This window comes from uncultured Sulfitobacter sp., from assembly GCF_947497275.1.
GTDB lineage: Bacteria > Pseudomonadota > Alphaproteobacteria > Rhodobacterales > Rhodobacteraceae > Sulfitobacter.
In genome coordinates this window covers 141,592-160,078 of the sequence record NZ_CANMFS010000007.1, presented here as the reverse complement: position 1 = coordinate 160,078, position 18,487 = coordinate 141,592, and the positions used below count along the sequence as shown (strand labels likewise).

Below are 18,487 nucleotides of genomic sequence, written 5' to 3'. Positions count from 1 at the left end.
TCTTCATACGCGCAGTACGGCGCTTTCCTTTGGTCCCAGATCGGGGCGCATCGCGTCGCGCGCGGCGTCGATATACGCGGCCAGATAGGATCGCGTCATCGCCGGGTCGATGACATCCTCGACGCCAAACACTTCGGCGGTACGAAACGGCGAGGCAAAGATCGCCAGTTCATTCTCGATCTCGCGCTCGCGCGCGGCCGGATCGGGCGCGGATTCGATTTCGTCACGAAAGGCAACTGCCACCCCGCCCTGCAACGGCAAAGAACCCCATTCCCCCGTCGGCCAGGCAATCTTGAGGTCGATGCCCTCCTTGTGCTGCGTCATCAATCCGGCACCGCCATAGCATTTTCGCAAGATCACGGTGAAAAACGGCACCGTCGCGTCGATACCGGCCTGCAGACACCGCATCCCCTCGCGGAAAGCACCTCCGGTTTCCGCTGCCGTGCCCACCATGAATCCCGGCGTATCGACAAAATTGATGATCGGCAGATGGAAACAGTTGCACATATCAATGAAATGCCGCTGCTTGCGCACGGCTGACACGTCAAGCGCACCACCGTTGATCATCGGATTATTGGCGATGATCCCGACCGGAACACCGTGCAGGCGGGCCAGAAAGCAATGCACCGCGCGCCCGAATGTCGGGCGGATCTCGAACAGTGACCCTTCGTCCATCACCAGTTCCACGGCCCGGTGCATCTTGTAAGGCTGCGTCCGGCGTTCGGGCACCAGATCACGAAGCTCGGGCGATATCCGGTCCGGCGGATCGTCGCGCGGACCCAGTGGCGGAAGCTCCCAGGCATTCTGCGGCATATAGGAAAGGAAGGTCCGGATCGCCTCGAAACACAGATCCTCTGAATCATAGGCGTTGTCGATGGTTCCGGCCGTATCGACCGCAACCGAAGCACCGCCGAGCTGTTCATTGTCAAGCTTTTCACCGACCGCCCGTTCGACCACGCCCGGCCCGGCAATCATCAACTGCGCGGTCCCGCGTGGCATCAGACTGAAATGCGAAGCGATGGCGCGCAGGGCTGGTCCGCCTGCCGAAGGACCGAGCAGGGCACCGATCACCGGTACTTCGCCCAGCAACTCGAACGTCCGCTCGAACCCGTCCTCACCCGGCAAGGGCGCATACCCCTTGCGCAAAAGCGACGTGACCGAACCGCCGCCGCCATGACAAAGGTTGATCAGCGGGACGCGGTAGTGATGCGCCAGATCCTCGATAAATCCGCCCTGACCGCCCTTGCGCCGGGCAAGGCCGGGGCTGGTGCCACCGCGTATGGTGAAATCTTCGCCGCCGATGGCAACCCGCCGACCGGCAATCGTGGCCAGCCCGCCCACGTAGGGCGCGGGTGTTACGGAAACGAGCTTGCCATCCTTGTATTCGCCACGCCCGGTAAGGCGCCCGACTTCGCGAAAGCTGCCCGGATCGACCAGCTTTTCAATACGCTCACGTATGGTCAGTCGACCCCTGGAATGTTCCCGCGCTATCGCGTCTTCACCGCCAAGCATATCTGCTTGGGAGGTGCGGAACTCCAATTCCGACAATCGTTGACCGTTATCGTCACCTCCGGCCTGATGATCTTCTGACAATTGTTGAACTCCTGCTCTTGTTTTTCGGTCAAGTTTAGATGCGGGCGAGTCACAGCAAGACCATGCTGAGTGGTGCCCAAAAAGCGATCACCAACCAGACCAGAAAAAGCACAAGTGCATACGGTAGCGCGTATTTGGTGATCTGATGGATTGGCGTGTTCCCAACGGCGCTGGCCACAAAAAGGTTAAGACCCATGGGTGGCGTGATGAATCCGATCGCCAGACCGACGATCAACACGACCCCGAAATGAACCGGGTCCATACCTATGGCGGCTACGATGGGCGCGAAAAGCGGCGTCAGGATCAGCATCGCCGGGGTTGCCTCAAGAAACATGCCGATCAGAACGATGATACCCATCATCAGTAACAAAAGGCCGACCGGCGACTGGGTCAGACCGGTCAGAGCTTCGATGAACACCTCGGTAAATCCGGCCATGACCATGGCTTGCGACAAGGTGATCGAAATCGCCAGGATCGGTGCGATGATACCCGACACCCGCGCGCTGCTGACTAGGATCGACGGAATATCCGAAAACCCGAACTGACGGGTTACAAACAGCCCGATGAACAGACAGTACATGACCGACACGCCCGACGCCTCGGTCGGGGTAAATACACCTCCGTAGATACCACCGAGAATGATGAATACCGCGAGCGCGGCCCATTTGACGTGCCACGCGGATCTGAAGATGCCCGACACCGAGAACGGGCTCCGCTGACCCCACCCGAACCGCAGGCAGACCAGCAAGCCAACCAGACCCATCGACGACACCATCAGGATGCCGGGCAAGATACCCGCAAGGAACAGATCGCTGATCGAGACGCCAGAGGTGAACCCATAAAGAATGAACGCAATGCTGGGAGGGATAATTATGCCCACAGTGCCACCGGCGGCAACGGTACCGAGCGTGAAAGAAACCGGATACCCTTCCTTTTTCATGCGCGGCAGCATGATCTGGCCGATGGTGGCGACGGTTGCCGAATTGGATCCGCTGATTGCAGCAAAAAAACCAGAGGCAACAATCGACGTGATCGCCAAGCCACCGGGAAACATCCCGACCAGAGACTTGGAAAACTCGACAAGCTGGTCGGCGATACCCGACCTCAGGATCAGGTTTCCCGCCAGAACGAAAAGCGGCATGGCGATAAGCGGCGCCGAATTCAGCGACTCGAACGCTGTGATGCCAATATTGCCGACCGGAAATGCACCTGAGATCAGAGAAATGCCAATCGTCGCCACTCCAAGTACGACGACGATCTCCAGTCCTAGAATGGTAATGGCGACCAGCAAGATCAAAAATATGATGGAGGTCATCGACATCATTCAGATCTTCGGCCCAACACTGACCGAACCCCGGATCTGGAACAACTTTATCGCTCTTTGCACAATGCGCAGCATCACCAGGCTCCAGCCCACCGGCACCGCGGCAGAGGCCAGTACCATCGGCAAATCGACACCCAGCATGAGCTGGTTATATTTCAGATGCGTAAGAACGGTTGGCATCGACGTATAGACGATCAACAGCGCCAATGCGAAAAAGCAGCCATCGGATAACAGCTTTACCACCTTGTCGGCCTTTGGCGGCAGCAGCCTTTCCAAAAGGTTGAATGACAGATGGGCCCGATCACGAACGGCCGACGATGCGGACAGATACGCCAGCCAGATAAAGGCATAAACCGCAGTCTCTTCGGCCCAGGAGCTTGAGGCGTTGAAAAGATACCGGCGGGCCACTTCGACGGCAATAACAATGGCCATGTACCCATAGAAAATGCCCGCCAGAAAGTCTTCAAAATGGGCATCAAACCAGCAAACCGCTTTTCGAACTGACGATCTCTTGCTCACGTTCTGGCCCTTTTAACGAACTGACCTTCGACGGAAACACGTCGTTTCATGCTCCGCCGTCCGGTCATTTCCACCAACGGGTCGGCGTGGCATCGCCTTGCGCAACAACTTCACGAAGCAGATCAAGCTCTTTGCGACCGAACCGGTCGGCCAGTTCGTTCAGAACCGGATTACGCTCAAAACTCATGGCCTCTTTCCAGACCGCCCGCTCGTCGTCACTCAGCAGGTTAAGCTTGATACCGGCCTGTTGGATCGGCGTATCGGCTGGTGAATCTAGCGAAACGCCAAGCTGCTGAACGTAAACAGGCGACCCGATCTCGATAAGGTACTTCTGCCGCGCAAACGCCGCTTCCATAATCGCCTCCTGATCGTCGCCAGCCAAACCGCGCATCCAGTCTGTGTTGACGAAAATGCAGTCGGTGTTGGGCATGAACTGAACATCAACAAGCTGCTTCACCGCGCCAACCAGCCCGAAATCGGTCAGGAAATGAGGCCCGATGTTAAAACCGTCCACGACACCCTGCTCCATGGCCGTTACAATTTCACCACCGCTGATCGGTGTCGGATTGGACCCGAGTATCTGCAGCCCGGCCAGCTCCATACGCGAATTGGTCACGCGGATCTTCAAACCCTCCATATCCGCAGGCTGACGCACGTCCTTGCGCACGGATTGACCCAGATTGATCCAGCGCATGAACGTCGTGCCGCCCAGATTGATCAGGCCGCCCTCCTCGGACATTTTGCCCAAGGTATCGTGTATCTCTTTGCTGTAATGTACCTTTGCCATGTTGGCCGGGGAACCGACGACAAACGGAAAATCGAGGACATTCCAGGACGGAATCAGCGATGCGCAGTTTTGCGTCGTCAAACTACCGGCCTGTATGACCCCTTGGCGGATCTTGTTGCCAGGCTGCAACCCGAGAATGCCGCCGGGTTTCAAATCTACGTATATCCGGCCTTCTGACAGTGTTTCGATCCGCTCTTTGAACAACGCCGACCCGTTCGTGTAGATCGTTTCATGCGTTATTTCGCCGTCCGGATAACGATCAAGGGTCCCGTCTATCGAGAAAATCATGACGTTCTTGGCCGCCGCCCTCTTGGCCTGTTCATCTCCGGCGGTCTGTGCCCCGGCTTCTGTGACCGACGCCCCGAAAGGCACTCCCGCGAACCCAAGCATCACTGCGGTGGAGATACCGTACCGCGCCAGGACCGAGCCGAATTCACGTCGGCTTAGCGTTCTTGTCGAGTGAGATTTCTTTGTCATAGTGCTATTCCTTTCCGGCGTATCCACGCCGCCAGGCGATTTGCTACTTGAAAGTAATGCCCCCAATTTGCGCTCTTCGAAGGCGGTCTTGTCATCGGAATGCGTCATAATTGCGCACTTTGCGAAGTATGGTGAATATATAGAAACCAGCTCCAACAAAATAGTCAAGCAAATTGTCAACAAACTTGTTGTCGACAGAAGTCGTATTCATTAGGCTAGCTGAAAATGTGACAGCAGGACTTAACTGGGGGATTCGAATGGCTGACAATGAACTGGAAAAATTTGCGCCGGACTATAAGGCAATACCATTACGCGACCGCTACGATCACTTCGTAGGCGGTCAGGCACTGGCTCCTTCCAGCGGGCATTACATGGATGTCGAGGATCCTTCGACCGGCAAGGTGATCACCCAGGTTGCCTGCGGCAGCAAGGAAGACGTTGCCGCCGCGGTCAAGAACAGCCAGGAAGGGTTCCGCCAGTGGATTGCACTGAAGCCGCTGGAACGCGGTCGGTTGCTGAACCGGTTGGCGCAACTCATACTGGAAAACGTCGACGCGCTGACTTACCTCGAAAGCATCGACACGGGCAAACCGTTGCGGGTCGCGCGGGGCGATGTCGAAACCTGTGCACGCTATTACGAGTATTTCGGAGGAGCGGCCGACAAGATCCTCGGCGAAGTCATTCCAGCCACCAACGAACACCTTGTTTATTGCCAACGCGAACCCTTTGGCGTCACGGGGCACATCATTCCCTGGAACGGCCCGATCACGCAGTTGGGCCGTCAGACCGGGCCGGCGCTTTGCGCGGGAAACACCGTTGTCGTCAAGCCTGCAGAAGAAACGCCACTGACCACCTTCGAAGTAGCGCGCCTGGCGATCGAAGCGGGTTTCCCCGAGGGCGTCGTGAACGTCGTCAACGGGCCCGGCCCGGAAGCCGGCCAAGCACTTGTGGATGATCCGAATGTCCGCCGCGTCAGTTTTACCGGTTCGGTGGAAACCGGACGGCTGGTTCTCGAACGGGCCGCGCGCCGGATCGTACCCTCGACCGTCGAACTCGGGGGCAAGTCGCCCTTTATTCTCTTCGCGGACGCCGATCTCGACCGCGCCGCCCAGCTTGCCTGCAAGGCATTCGTGCTCAACACCGGACAGATCTGCTCGGCCGGAACGCGACTTCTGGTCGAACGCAGCATCCAGGACCAGTTCGCCGAAAAACTATCGGCCGAACTTGCCAAGGTCGATATCGGGCCAGGCCTGGAGAACCGGGCCATCGGACCGGTGGTATCGGGTCGCCAACTCGAACGTGTGATGAGCTATATCGAGATCGGCACCAATGAAGGCGCCCGCCTACTGTGTGGCGGCAAACGACCGGATTCGGCTGGACAGTCAGGCCATTTCGTTGAACCGACATTGTTCGTCGATGGCAACAAGGACATGCGCATCGCACGCGAAGAGATATTCGGCCCCGTCGCGGTCATGATACCCTTCGATAACGAATCCGAGGCCGTGACCATCGCCAACGACTCGGAATACGGACTCGCCTCGGCGGTATGGACGGGCGACGTCGGGCGCGCCCACCGGGTTGCGGACCAGCTGGAGGCAGGGCAGGTTTACATTAACGACTATCAACCGATCGGGGTGGAGGCTCCTTTCGGAGGGTACAAGAACAGCGGTTTCGGCAGGGAGAAAGGTCTTACAGCCCTTCATGAATACACCCAGCAAAAAACCGTAATCGTCTTCAAGGGTTAAAGAGGCATTCGCGCACGAAACCTGTTGCCGATAACCGTCGGCAGCGTTTGAAAATCTGAATGGGAGTATCAGAAATGACCAGAAGTATCACCAGCATCTTCGCAACGGCGGCCGCGATCGGGTGCCTTTCGACAGCCGCAGTTGCACAAGATCAAATGCGGATGAAAGTGAGTAGCTTCATCCCCGAAGTGCACATGCTCACCCAGATGACAAAGAACTACCTCGCCGATCTGGAAGCGGCGAGCGACGGCACGATCAGCCTCGACTATTTTGGCTCCGAGGCATTGGGCAAGGCAACCGAACAGTTTGACCTTACGGTCGAGGGTCTGGCCGATATGGGCGTGGGCTGCATGGTCTACACACCGTCGCGCTTTCCGCTTTTCGGCATGCTCGAGCTGCCGTTCTTCACCACCAGCTCGGTCGTGGGAACCAGACTGGCATGGGAGATCGGTGCCCATGACGCCCTGAAAGAGGAATTCAGCGAGGTGAAATTCCTGCTGCCCGTCGTGCCCAGCCCATCCCAGATATTCGCGAACAAGAGGATCGAAAAGGTCGAGGATTTCGAAGGGATGCGCATGGTTGGCATCGGTCCTGTCTTCAACAAGGCCTTTGAACTCATGGACGTTCAGTCCGTCTCGATGGGCTATCCCGATACCTATCTCGCGCTCGAGCGGGGCACCATCGAAGGCGGTCCTTTGTCCTGGGCGGCCTCGACCGGGTGGAAATGGCAGGAAGTTGTGGAGCATCCGATCAACATCAACCTGATGGGCGGCTTTGCCTGCGGCATCTTCATGAACAAGGATTCCTGGGCCAAACTGAGCCCCGAGATGCAGGCGAAATGGGATGAGGTGGCAGTCAAGCACAGCAAGATCATGGCCGAGACCTATGACGCCAACGATGCGAAGGCGATAGAAGTCTGGGAAGGTCTTGGCAAGACAGCCATCGAATTCCCCGAAGCCGAGCGCGAAAAGCTGGCGGAACTGCTGAAACCGGTATGGGTTGACTGGATCGAAACCAACGAGAAAGCCGGGCGTCCTGCCTCGGAGCTTTACCAAATCTACGTCAAGACAATGGAAGAGTTGGGAGAGCCGGTTCTGATCGACCTTCCAGAATACAAGTAATCGCCGTCAGACCGGCGTCTTTACCCCGGTAAAGATAAAAAGGACACGACCCGTTTCGCCGGGTCGTGTCGCACCGATAACCGACGGTGCGCTACTGGATCGCCTTTGTCGCGGGCCAATCCCCAGCAAAGCCAAGGGTCCCTTCACGGGACATGATCTGTATCAGTCAGCCACCGGTCGCATTGCAAAATGGAAACAGCACAATGCCACTTGACCCCATTACCCAAAGCTTCATCGAGCAGGCAAAAGCCGCCGGCCTGCAACCCTTTGAGTCACTGACCCCGGCCGAGGCACGCGCCCAATTCGCCCTGCCACCGGGGGACGAAACATTCGGCAGCGAAATCCGCGACATCACGATTCCCGCCGGCGACGCGGAGCTTGAGGCCAAACTCTACGTTCCGGAAGATCCACAGGGCGTGATTGTCTACTTCCACGGCGGCGGTTTCGTGATTGGCGATATCGAGTCCTTTGCGAACGTGGGCGACAGGCTTGCAGCCACCTGCAACTGTGCCGTGGCGCTCGTGGAATATCGACTGGCGCCCGAGCATCCCTTCCCCGCCGCTGTCGATGATGCCTATTTCTCGACACAGTGGTTGGCGGACAACTGCGAAACCCTGTTCGGCAAGGACCTGCCGCTGATCGTTGCGGGCGACAGCGCGGGTGGCAACCTCGCCGCTGTGACCGCGCTGCGCGCCCGCGACAGGAACGGGCCGAAAATCGACATGCAGATTCTCATCTATCCCGCCACCGGCACGGATTTTGAACTGCCTTCCTTCAAGGACCCCGAAAACCAGTTGTTCCTGACCCTTGGTTCGATGCACTGGTTCTGGGATCACTACCTGCCCGACCGGGCCAAGCGCAACACACCCGACGCTTCTCCCCTCTCCGCGCCCGATCTCAGTGGCTTGCCGCGAACGCTGATCATGACCGCTCAATACGATGTTCTGCGGGACGAAGGCGCGCAATATGCCGAGCGCCTGAAATCGGAGGGCAATACGGTCGAGTTTGTCTGCTACGACGGGCAGATGCACGGCTTCCTGCCCCGTTTTCAGCTTCCGGGCAGCGCGCTCGCGTTTCGCCAGATCGCCGATTCCGTCGGCGACCTTCTTCAGAGTCGGAAAGACTAGACCAAAACGCGCTGCAGACGTTCAAGCCCGGCTCCGTGAAAACGGGGCCGGGCTTTTTGCTGTCGTTAGAACGGTTGGGTAGATCTCAATTCACACGGGCGGCGGGGGTTGCCATCAAGCCACCCCCGCCAAACCGTTATACGACTAGCTGCCCGACTTACGGCGGAGGTCAAAGTCCTCATAGCCGGACGACGCAACATCGTCGATCAAATCGCCAAACTTGTTCAGACCGCCGATATAGCCAAGGATCTCCTTCGGCTTGCCAGGCACGTTATGACCCATGAACCACGACGTCTTTGCCTTGGGGATAAGCGTATGTTCGACAAGCTCGTTACAAAGCTCGCCCCATTCCACAGCCTTCTGGGAATCCGCTTCCAGTGCGGCGATGTCGTTCTTCTTCATGTACTCGATACAGTCGCTGATCCATTCTACACCCTGTTCGAGGCAAGGCGGCGCGTTGCTGAGAATCGCCGGGGACTGTGGACCGCAGATCATGTACATGTTCGGGAAACCGGGCACCGTCAGACCAAGATAGGTCCGCACCCCGTCCTTCCACACTTCTTTCAGGGGTGTGCCGTCTTTGCTCTGGATATCCATTCGCGTGAACGGTCCGGTCGACGAGTCAAAGCCACTTGCGTAAACCAGCATGTCGAGCTCGTATTCGGCGGTTCCCGTCTTCACACCCTTTTCCGTGATCTCGCTGATCGGGTCCGCCCTGACATCGACGAGGGTAACGTTGTCGCGGTTGAAGGCCTCATAATATCCATCGGTCGTGACGGGCCGCTTTGTGCCGATCGGGTAATCATGACCCTTCAGCTTCTCTGCAACTTTCGGATCATCGACCAGCTCATCGATCTTGCGATGCACGAAATCCACCAGAATATCATTCGAGTCCTGGTTCGTGAAAATATCGTGAAACGATTTCCGGATGAACTGGTTGCCACCAGCCTGCCAGAGCGATTCAAAAAGCTCCTCGCGGTCTTCCTTCGATGTCTTCACCGCAGAGCGGGGATCGGCGTTGTAGGGGATCCCGCGCGAAGAATTCCGGGCCCTGTCCCAAAGATCGCGGTAGTTCGCCTTGACGTCGCGGATGTATTCCGGATCAAGCGGCCGGTTTCTCGCCGGTGTCACATAGGGTGGCGTGCGCTGGAAAACATAGACCTCTTTTGCCTCTTTGGCGACAACCGGCAACACTTGGGAACCGCTGGAACCCGTGCCGATCAGGCCGATGCGTTTCCCTTTGTAAGAGACCGGGTCGTGTGGCCACGCGCCGGTATGGTAGGATTCGCCGCCGAACTTATCGGTGCCCTTGATATTCGGCATGATCGGAGCCGCCGAAAGCGGTCCCACGGCCATCACGATATGCTGCGTCGTAACCGTTTGACCGTCAGAGGTCGCCAAGGTCCAGCGCTCGGTCGTCTCGTCATACCGCGCCGTATCAATGCGGGTCGACAGGATGATGTCTTCGCGCAGGTTAAGCTTGTCCGTAACATAGTTGAGATACCGCAGGATCTCGTCCCAGGCCGGAAACTTCTCGCTCCATTCCCACTCTTCAAGGATCTCGTCGGAAAAAGAATAGCAGTAGAATTCGCTTTCTGAATCGCAACGCGCACCGGGGTAACGGTTTTTGTACCAGGTGCCACCAACGCCAGGCTCGCTCTCGAACGCTTTGACGCGCAAGCCCTGGCTTCTCAGTTTGTGCAGCATATAGAGGCCGGAGAATCCGGCGCCCACCACCACAGCATCAAGTTCCATACGTTCCATGTGTTTCCTCCATTTGTCTTAATCACGCCTATTTCCCGAACAGCACGATCTGACAACCTAGGCAATCAGCACCGCCGCCGGGCAGCATTCTCCAAGCCTTACCGCGCCGTGTCTCGAACACGGGGCCACGCAATGGACCAAGCGCCGCTGCGCCTTCGCGCTTGCCGGGTACAACGCTGCGTCCCCCTCCGCGCCGTTGCGCACATTCTATTCTTTCCAAGCGTTTGCGCCGATCATCACATAGGAACGCCAGTTTGTTGTCAATCATCTTTATTTCACTTCAACATAATTGTCGACAAAAATTCACCTACTCGCTTTTTTGGCCTGAATCGCGTCCTGCCTTGCGACCGGCGCTACGATGAAAACATGTGTAGTTGGCAGGAAAGATGTGGACCCCTTCGTTACGTCGCGGGCAAAATCAGACCGGCTGAAAGCGATACGCCAATCCACCTTTTGAAAGGCAGCCACCGTCGGACAGCATATAACCGCAACGCACGCTTTCGCTTTCTTTTGGGAACAGGATGCATGAACACAGCCTGAACGAATGCCCAGCTCCCCAGACTGCACATAGATGATCATGACCTTGGGCACGCAGGCCGGTTCGATGCAGTGGGACGACAAACGCGAGACGTCAATTGCGCGTGTACGCCGAACACAGCCGGTTTATGACGGCCCCGCCTGCCAGCGCGCGCGCAGTTCGGTCTTCACAATCTTTCCCAGCGGGTTCTTCGGAAGAGAATCGTAAAAGCGAATGTGCCGTGGGATCTGGTAATCGGCCAATACGGTCCTGCAATGGGCTATCAGTTCGGCTTCGCTCGGTTCGGCCCCCGGCATCGCTACGATGCAGGCGGCTATATCTTCGCCAAGGTCACGATGCGGAATTGCGATCACCGCCGCTTCGGAAACCCCCGGGTGCTGATAAAGTACGTTTTCGACACCGACCGATGCGATCTTCAGACCACCGCGGTTGATCAGGTCTTTTTTCCTGTCCCCGAAAAAGAGATACCCATGGTCATCAACCTGTCCGACATCCCCTGTCAGTATTATCCGCCCGGAAAACGCCGCCTGCGTGGCTTCGGGATTCCTGTAGTAGCCGAGGGCAACCGACGGACCTGTAAGTGCGATCTCTCCCATTTCGCCCGGCGGAACCGGCTGTCCGGCATCGTCCAGCACCTCCAGTTCCATTCCGTTCATCGCACGGCCCACCGATCCGGCCTTGAGACTGCGCATATCGGGGTCAAGAACCGTTCCGGCCGGTCCGCTTTCGGTCATCCCATAGATTTGCATTTGTTCGACCCAGGGCCAGTTCCGTGTGATCCGGTCGGAAAGTTCCTGGGCAAGCGCGGCCCCACCGGCGGCTACCGTGCGCAGACGCCCCATATCGTGCCGTTCGGGGCTATAGGTCTGCATCATGAAATTCAAAATCGACGGGACACCATGATAAAAGGTTGTCTTGGCTTTTTCGATCAACGCGAGGCGGCCCTCATTATCGACCTGACCCTCGACAACAAGACCCGCCCCCGCGACCCAGCACGACATGCCAGCGAGGTTCAATGCTGAACTGGTGAAAAAGGGGAAAGCCCCCTGATAGATGTCCCCGGCCCGCAGCCCCAGTGCCCCGCCGGTGGTGACACCGGTTGCGAGCATGGTTGCGTGACTGTGCATCACCGCTTTGGCGCGCGCCGTAGTCCCCGACGTGAACAACAGACAACCTAACGCATCCGAAGCGATATCGCACTGGGCTACTCCTGACGTTCCGGGCGCGACGTTGCAGTATATGGGATCAAGAAACGGCGGTGCGACTTCTTCGAGAGCCTGCGCAAGGTGCCGTTGCCCGTCACGCTCGGCGACAATGAAGCGCGGCTCAGTCAACTCCACCGCGTGGCGCAATTCACCGGCAGCCGCCCGGGTGTTAAACGGAACGACCACCGCCCCAAGCGCGAGCGCCCCGAGGGCCCCGACAAAGCACTCGATACCCCACTCGTTGGTCAGATAGATCCCCAACCGGTCCCCGGCCTTCAATCCCGCTTCTCGCAGTACACCCGCAGCAGCCTGGCATTCATCGTGAAGCTGTCGATATGTCAGGCAGACCCGCCTGCTCCCGCCCGAAACAGCCGAAAGGGCAAGCTTGTCTGAATGCCCGACCGCCTGGCGCGCCAGCAACGCGGGAACATTTGCATCCCGTTGTCCGGGCGGGCGTGCCGCCGGGGCCTTCTCAGTCGAGGGGCGGTCCGGATAAGATGAAGAATTCACCATATGCGCAACCCCTTTAACCAGATGATGCCAATTTTGAATGGTCCGCAGCGATGTCGACACCAAGGCTCCGACCCACGATCCGCAGATAGGTGGTTTTAACATGCTCCGGTAATTCGCCGATCTTGTTGTTCTGCGCGGCGTACCGTTCCAGAAGAAACTCGCGCGCGCCGATCATCATATAAGCGATCACTTCCAGCTCGGACTTGTCCAGGCCAGTAATCTCACCGGCGGCCCATGCCCGTTGTAGCGACCGGGTGTACCCGGCCGCCATCCGGCGCAGGTAATTTTGGTGGGCCTGCGGCGAAAAGAACGCCGCTTCGTTCATGACCCGGTGCAGCGCCGGGTTCTGCTGAAGATAGTTGAAATTCGCGGTTATCCCCAGCCGCTCGCGGTCCGCGAAGGTTTCTGCATCGGATGAACATTCCGCAATGTATCGAAGCATTTCCTCACCCAGATGAGGTAAAAGCTGATCGAACAGGTCCTGCTGGTTTTCGAAATACAGGTAGATCAATCCATGGGACACACCCGCCTCCTCTGCAATACGCGCAATGGACGCCTTGCCGTATCCTTGCCGTCCAACCACCGCAGCCGCCGCATTCAATATCGCCTGCCGTGTGGCGCGGGCTTTTTGTGCTCGCTTTGCCATCTGCTTCCCCAAGTTAGATCGATCTACTGGTTCCCGTTCGATCCTCATATTCGGCAAGATGCAGGATGTCCCAGATAGTTTCAACCGGCCTGCTCTTGTTGCATGATGTCTCGTATGGTCTTGCGCAGAATGTGTTTTTGCACCTTTCCTGATGCGGTTTGGGGCAGTTCATCGACATATTCCACGCGGTCGGGCGACTTCTGGCGCGCAAGCCCTGCCTCGTTCAGAAACACCTTGATTTCGTCCACGGTCAGCGGGTCGGCATCGGTCGCGCTGGCGATGAGAAAGGCACAGACGCCTTCGCCGAGCCGGGGGTGCGGCATCGACACGACCGCCGCTTCCCGGATCCCCGGATGAGTATGCAGCGCGTCCTCGATCTCCTTTGCACTCAGGTTTTCGCCGCCGCGAATGATGATATCCTTCTTGCGTCCCGTAATGACCAACACCCCGTCTGATGTCAGCGTGCCCAGATCGCCCGTCCTGAAATAGCCTTCGGTGTCGAAGGCTTCCTGCGTCGCCTTGACATCGGTATAGCCGCGAAACAGCGCCGGGCCTTTCGCGAGGATTTCACCTTCCGTACCCGACGGCACGGTCCGGCCCTGCGCGTCGACGACCTTGACATCCCAATCTATCACGCGCCCGTCACTCTGTGCAGCCAGATCGGTGTCGTCCAGACAGCCCTGCGTGACCATCGGACATTCAGAGCTACCAAAAACCCGGAACGCGCGACAATTCGGAAAATGACGGTTGGCCCGGTCGATCAACGCGGGCGGCACCGCCGCGCCACCGCATCCATAGATTCGCAATGTTTCCAGAGGCGCGTCCAGACGTTCGGCCTCGGTCAGGAGTTCGGCCAGAAACGGTGTCGCGCCAATCATGAAACCGACGCCATGCTGCTGCGTCAGCGCAACGGCCTCTTCAGCATCCCACCGTTCCATGAGAACCGAGCGGGTGCCGAAATAGAACGGCATCTCCATACCATAAGCATAGCCGGTCACATGGGTGACAGGGCTCGGCATCAAAAGAGTGTCGCCGGGCGACAGATCCCATGCCGTCATGCTGGCCCATATCGGCCTGCGTGATTGATTGTGGCTGTAAATGACCCCTTTCGGCAGCCCGGTCGTACCGGAAGTATAGATGATCAACTTCGCACTGTCCGGGTCGATGACGGCAGGCAACTCCACGCTGGACTCGCGGCCCATCGCTTCGATCGCCTCAAAGGTCAGATCACCCGGTGCGCGAACCATCACCACATGGTTCAGGAGCGGCAGAGCTTTGCGAAGCGCGTCATACATGCTTTGGTAGTCGATCGAACGAAGCATGGCCGGTACGAAAACGATCTTTGCCTCGCAATCCGCGAGGATAAAGGCCAGTTCCGCCTGACGGTAGATCGGAATGATTGGATTGATGACAAAACCACCCATGGCACAGGCAAGGTTCAGGATCACCGCCTCGGTCCAGTTCGGCAACTGAAAGCTGACCGTATCGCCGGGTTCTATCCCGAGTTCACGCAAACCTCGGGCCAGATTTCCTGCCCGCTCGAAACAGGTGGCAAAGTCGAGCGTGTCGGTCTTGCCTACCAGTGCGATCACCTCCCCGTGTTCCTGTGCCCTCTCCCGGGCCGCCTCGCCCAAAGTTTTGCCGGGCCATTCGCCGGCCGCCTTGCGCGCGGCCCGTTCACCCGGTTCGAAACGAAGCGGCCACCGGGCGGCCTGCGTATCTACGCTGTCAGACGGCAAGGTGCCGTTCCTTGAGTTCTGGATTGGCATCGAAAACCTCCCATGTTTCGTCAAAAACAATGCGACCACTGTCGATCAGCACCACACGATCGGTGCAGCGTCTTGCAAACGACAGGTTTTGTTCGGCGATCAGCAGGGCCAGTTCGCGGGTCTCGCAGATCCGTGCGATGTGCTGTACCATCTCGTCGACAACCACCGGCGCCAACCCCTCGACCGGCTCATCCAGAAGCAACAGCCGCGGTGCGCCCATCAAGCCGCGCGCCACCGCAACAATCTGTTGCTGACCGCCGCTAAGCTGATACCCCGCGCGCTGCCTGAGCGGCGCAAGCAGCGGGAAAAGGTCGTAGACCTCGTCGCTCGAGACAGCGGCACCGGCCCGGGCCGCATGCCTCCCCAACTCGATATTTTCGGCCACCGTGATGTTGCTATAGATACGCCGGTCCTCCGGCACGAGGACAAGCCCCATGCGACTGCGTGCGTCGGTCGCGAGCGCAGAGATGTCCTTACCGTCAAAGTGGATGTCACCCACTACCCGGGGGCCGGCGTTCAACAGGCTTTTCATCAGGGTCGACTTGCCTGCGCCGTTGCGTCCCAGCAGGGCCACCTTTTCGCCGGGTCTTATCGAAAGCGACGCATTCTGGATAATGCGGCTGCCACCATAGAACGCATCAAGGCCGCGAATGCTGAGAATTGGTTCAATGCTGTCCAAGATACACCTCTCGTACCCGACTGTCGGCGCGCACCTCTTCGGGCTGGCCTGATGCGATGATCACACCCTGATGGAGAACGGTAAGACGGGTGGCCAGGCCAAAGACCACCTCCATGTCATGTTCGGTCAAAAGCAACGTCAAACCGTAGGTGTCGCGCACTTGAGAAATCAGCCGCACTGCTTCGGCCCGGTCCGAAGGCGACATCCCGGCGGTGGGCTCGTCCAGCATCAGCAGCTTCGGCTTCAACGCGAGGCTCATGGCAAGTTCCAGACGTTTCTTGTCGCCGTGGGACAGGTTTTCGGCAGCATCGTCGGAGGTATGTTCAAGCCCCAACTCCCCGATCAGCCGTTCGGCCTCTTCCAGCACTGCCTTCCTGGGGGCGAGGTGCCGCAGGCTGAACCGCAGGCCGTTCTTGTTGCGCTCGCGGGTTTCGATGGCGATGATCAGGTTCTCGAAAGCCGACATGCCCCCAAAGATCCGTGCCACCTGAAACGACCGGCCTATGCCGCTTTTAACGCGTTGCCAGCCTTCCAAAGCGGTCACATCGCTGCCGCTCAATGTGATCGTGCCGCTGTCAATACGCGTCTCGCCGCTGAGGCATCGGAACAGCGTCGTCTTGCCGGCTCCGTTGGGACCGATAACAACATGAGCCTCACCTTCATCGAGTTCGAAATCGACATTTTCAAGGACCCGGACAGGGCCGTAGGATTTGCACATCGCCCGGGCTTGCATGATCTGTGTCATTGCCGTGCCTCCACCTTTCCGGCGGCCGTACCGGGCCGCGCGTCATCGCCAGCCTGACCCGGCTGTCGGCCTCCTGCCTTGCGGCGGCGCCGCTGCCACAGCCCCAGCAACCCGCCGGGGATCAACAGAACAACCGTTAGAAGCAGAACGCTCACAGTGATGTCGGAAAGCCCTTGCATGGCCCGTGTGCCATAGGCGATGGCGCCGAACAGGATCGCCCCGACCGCTGGTCCCCAGAAATGCCCTGCCCCACCCAGCAAGGTAAAAAGGATCGGTTGCGTCGACACTGTCCAAACGGCAATCTCGGGCGATGCGATCTGCGTAAAGGGAACCATCACAGCGCCGCAGAATGCAGCAATGGTTCCCGACACGACAAAAGCAGTCAGTTGCCAGCCCCGGATCCCCGCACCCAAAAAGGCAGTTCTGAGGGGATCCTGACGAATGGCCTGTATCAAGCGGCCCGCTGGTGAATTCTGAAAGCACCAAAGAGCGAAGGCGGCAATCGTCATGGCGACAATGATGAAATAGTAGTAGCTGGTCGCGCTGGTCAGATCCAGGACCCACGGTCCCAGGTCGATCGTAGGTCGCGGTATCCCCACCAGCCCGTCATTGCGGCCCAGAAACGTCGTCTTGGTGATATAGATGTGGATGAGTTCGGAAAACGCGAGCGTTAAAACCGCGAAATAGACCCCGCTTGCACGCCGCAGCGCGATATATCCAAAGATCATCGCGATCAACGCGCCGCAGGCCGATCCGAAAGCCAGACCTAAGAAGAAGGGCAACTCGGGCATTCGAAGCGAAACCACAGCCATCCCGTAGGCACCGGCAGCAAAGAACATCGCATGTCCGAAGCTCAGCAAACCGGCACCGGAGAACAGGAAGTTCCAGCAAAGGCCGAAAACGATATTGATCGCGACCAGACCGGCAAGAAACACCAAACCGCTGTTGGCAACGAACGGTACAATGGCAAAGACAGCCAGCCCGCAAAGCGCGATTGCAAGGTTGATGCGAAAGCGCGCGCGATAATCAATCATGCCGTCTGCTCCCTGCCCATGATCCCCTCGGGCTTGATCAAAAGGATGATCGCCAGCGCAAGAAGGAAGAAGATACCGGGATACTGCGGGAAAAAGTACACCCCGAAACTTTCGATCAGCCCCAGGACAATCGCGGCCAGGAACGCACCCCGTATCGAACCCATACCGCCCAGGATGATCACGCCGAAAGCCTGAAGCAGGAAAATACCACCCAGCTCCGGCGACAGGCTCTGGTTCGGCATGAGCAATCCGCCCGCCAGCCCGGCCAGGGCAAAACTGAGTATTACTGTGAAAAGATAGATGCGTTTGACGTTCAAACCCAGAAGTTGCGCCATCCAGGGATCTGCCGCCACCACCCGGATCAACCGCCCGGTCTGGGATTTCGCAATGAAAAGCTCCAGCCCCACATATACCAACACCCCGCACAGGATGATGAAGATGGTGTAGGTCGGCATGAACATGTCGCCAAGGAAGATGACGGAATTCAGCACCGGGGGCGGCATCACGCCCAGATAGTTAAGTCCCCAGATCAGTTGCACCACGCCGCCGCACAGCAACAGCAGCGCATAGGTGGCAATCAAAGAGTAGGCGTCATCGACATCGCGCAACCGTCGAAACACGAGCATATCCACGGCCCAACCCAGCAAGCCGACCACAACGCCCGCAACCATCGCTCCGATAAGGTAAAGCCACAGCGGCAGCGCGCCGCCAAGCGCAATCATAACGGTATAGGACACATAGGCGCCGATCATGAAAAAGCCGCCGTGTGCAAAGTTCAGGATATGCAGAATCCCGAATATCAACGTCAGCCCCGCCGCGACGAGAAACGTCGCCATGGCCCAGGCAAGCCCGTTGAACACTGTCATGCCGACATCATACATCTTCGATTTCCCCGGTTGGT

Annotated in this window: 15 protein-coding genes; 3 read left to right on the top strand and 12 right to left on the bottom strand. The window is 58.2% G+C overall.

Features of this window, described 5'->3' with window-relative positions; translation table 11 throughout:
- Positions 1-3: 3 nt before the first annotated feature.
- The 4 genes from Q1A06_RS15215 to Q1A06_RS15200 all read right to left on the bottom strand — a co-directional run bounded on the left by Q1A06_RS15215 (position 4) and on the right by Q1A06_RS15200 (position 4,700).
- Positions 4-1,593 carry a carboxyl transferase domain-containing protein gene (locus tag Q1A06_RS15215; protein WP_299565457.1) on the bottom strand — a complete coding sequence of 530 codons (1,590 nt, stop codon included), beginning with the start codon at positions 1,591-1,593 and terminating at the stop codon, positions 4-6.
- Between the two features lie 49 nt (positions 1,594-1,642).
- Positions 1,643-2,908 carry a TRAP transporter large permease gene (locus Q1A06_RS15210; RefSeq protein WP_299565455.1) on the bottom strand — a complete coding sequence of 422 codons (1,266 nt, stop codon included), beginning with the start codon at positions 2,906-2,908 and terminating at the stop codon, positions 1,643-1,645.
- A gap of 9 nt (positions 2,909-2,917) precedes the next feature.
- A complete protein-coding gene (locus Q1A06_RS15205) occupies positions 2,918-3,349 on the bottom strand; it encodes a TRAP transporter small permease (RefSeq protein WP_299565453.1) in 432 nt (143 codons plus the stop codon).
- A 151-nt stretch (positions 3,350-3,500) separates the two neighbouring features.
- The gene (locus tag Q1A06_RS15200) at positions 3,501-4,700 is read right to left on the bottom strand and encodes a TRAP transporter substrate-binding protein (RefSeq protein ID WP_299565451.1); all 1,200 of its coding nucleotides are present in this window, start codon (positions 4,698-4,700) and stop codon (positions 3,501-3,503) included.
- A 257-nt stretch (positions 4,701-4,957) separates the two neighbouring features.
- On the opposite strand from Q1A06_RS15200, the gene Q1A06_RS15195 reads away from it, so the two are divergent.
- The 3 genes from Q1A06_RS15195 to Q1A06_RS15185 all read left to right on the top strand — a co-directional run bounded on the left by Q1A06_RS15195 (position 4,958) and on the right by Q1A06_RS15185 (position 8,693).
- Complete coding sequence (locus tag Q1A06_RS15195; protein ID WP_299565449.1) at positions 4,958-6,445, top strand: aldehyde dehydrogenase family protein; 1,488 nt, start codon at positions 4,958-4,960, stop codon at positions 6,443-6,445.
- Between the two features lie 74 nt (positions 6,446-6,519).
- On the top strand, positions 6,520-7,566 hold the full coding sequence (gene dctP, locus Q1A06_RS15190) for a TRAP transporter substrate-binding protein DctP (protein ID WP_299565447.1): 1,047 nt from the start codon (positions 6,520-6,522) through the stop codon (positions 7,564-7,566).
- Positions 7,567-7,769: 203 nt separating this feature from the next.
- Positions 7,770-8,693: an alpha/beta hydrolase gene (locus Q1A06_RS15185; RefSeq protein WP_299565446.1), complete on the top strand. Its 924-nt coding sequence runs from the start codon at positions 7,770-7,772 to the stop codon at positions 8,691-8,693.
- A 144-nt stretch (positions 8,694-8,837) separates the two neighbouring features.
- Here the strand turns inward: Q1A06_RS15185 and Q1A06_RS15180 are convergent, their stop codons facing one another.
- The 8 genes from Q1A06_RS15180 to Q1A06_RS15145 form a co-directional block, all read right to left on the bottom strand.
- Positions 8,838-10,457 (bottom strand): NAD(P)/FAD-dependent oxidoreductase, encoded by a 1,620-nt coding sequence (locus Q1A06_RS15180; RefSeq protein WP_299565444.1) that lies wholly within the window; start codon positions 10,455-10,457, stop codon positions 8,838-8,840.
- Between the two features lie 663 nt (positions 10,458-11,120).
- Positions 11,121-12,713, bottom strand: coding sequence for an AMP-binding protein (locus Q1A06_RS15175; RefSeq protein WP_299565441.1), 1,593 nt, complete (start codon positions 12,711-12,713; stop codon positions 11,121-11,123).
- A 13-nt stretch (positions 12,714-12,726) separates the two neighbouring features.
- The gene (locus tag Q1A06_RS15170; RefSeq protein WP_299565439.1) at positions 12,727-13,407 is read right to left on the bottom strand and encodes a TetR family transcriptional regulator; all 681 of its coding nucleotides are present in this window, start codon (positions 13,405-13,407) and stop codon (positions 12,727-12,729) included.
- Positions 13,408-13,439: 32 nt separating this feature from the next.
- Positions 13,440-15,098 (bottom strand): AMP-binding protein, encoded by a 1,659-nt coding sequence (locus Q1A06_RS15165; RefSeq protein ID WP_299565437.1) that lies wholly within the window; start codon positions 15,096-15,098, stop codon positions 13,440-13,442.
- A complete protein-coding gene (locus tag Q1A06_RS15160; protein ID WP_299565435.1) occupies positions 15,088-15,807 on the bottom strand; it encodes an ABC transporter ATP-binding protein in 720 nt (239 codons plus the stop codon). The genes Q1A06_RS15165 and Q1A06_RS15160 overlap by 11 nt, the downstream gene beginning before the upstream one ends.
- On the bottom strand, positions 15,794-16,552 hold the full coding sequence (locus Q1A06_RS15155; RefSeq protein ID WP_299565433.1) for an ABC transporter ATP-binding protein: 759 nt from the start codon (positions 16,550-16,552) through the stop codon (positions 15,794-15,796). The genes Q1A06_RS15160 and Q1A06_RS15155 overlap by 14 nt, the downstream gene beginning before the upstream one ends.
- Positions 16,549-17,586, bottom strand: a complete 1,038-nt coding sequence (locus Q1A06_RS15150; protein ID WP_299565431.1) for a branched-chain amino acid ABC transporter permease — start codon at positions 17,584-17,586, stop codon at positions 16,549-16,551. The genes Q1A06_RS15155 and Q1A06_RS15150 overlap by 4 nt, the downstream gene beginning before the upstream one ends.
- Positions 17,583-18,467: a branched-chain amino acid ABC transporter permease gene (locus Q1A06_RS15145; protein ID WP_299565429.1), complete on the bottom strand. Its 885-nt coding sequence runs from the start codon at positions 18,465-18,467 to the stop codon at positions 17,583-17,585. The genes Q1A06_RS15150 and Q1A06_RS15145 overlap by 4 nt, the downstream gene beginning before the upstream one ends.
- Between the last annotated feature and the right edge of the window lie 20 nt (positions 18,468-18,487).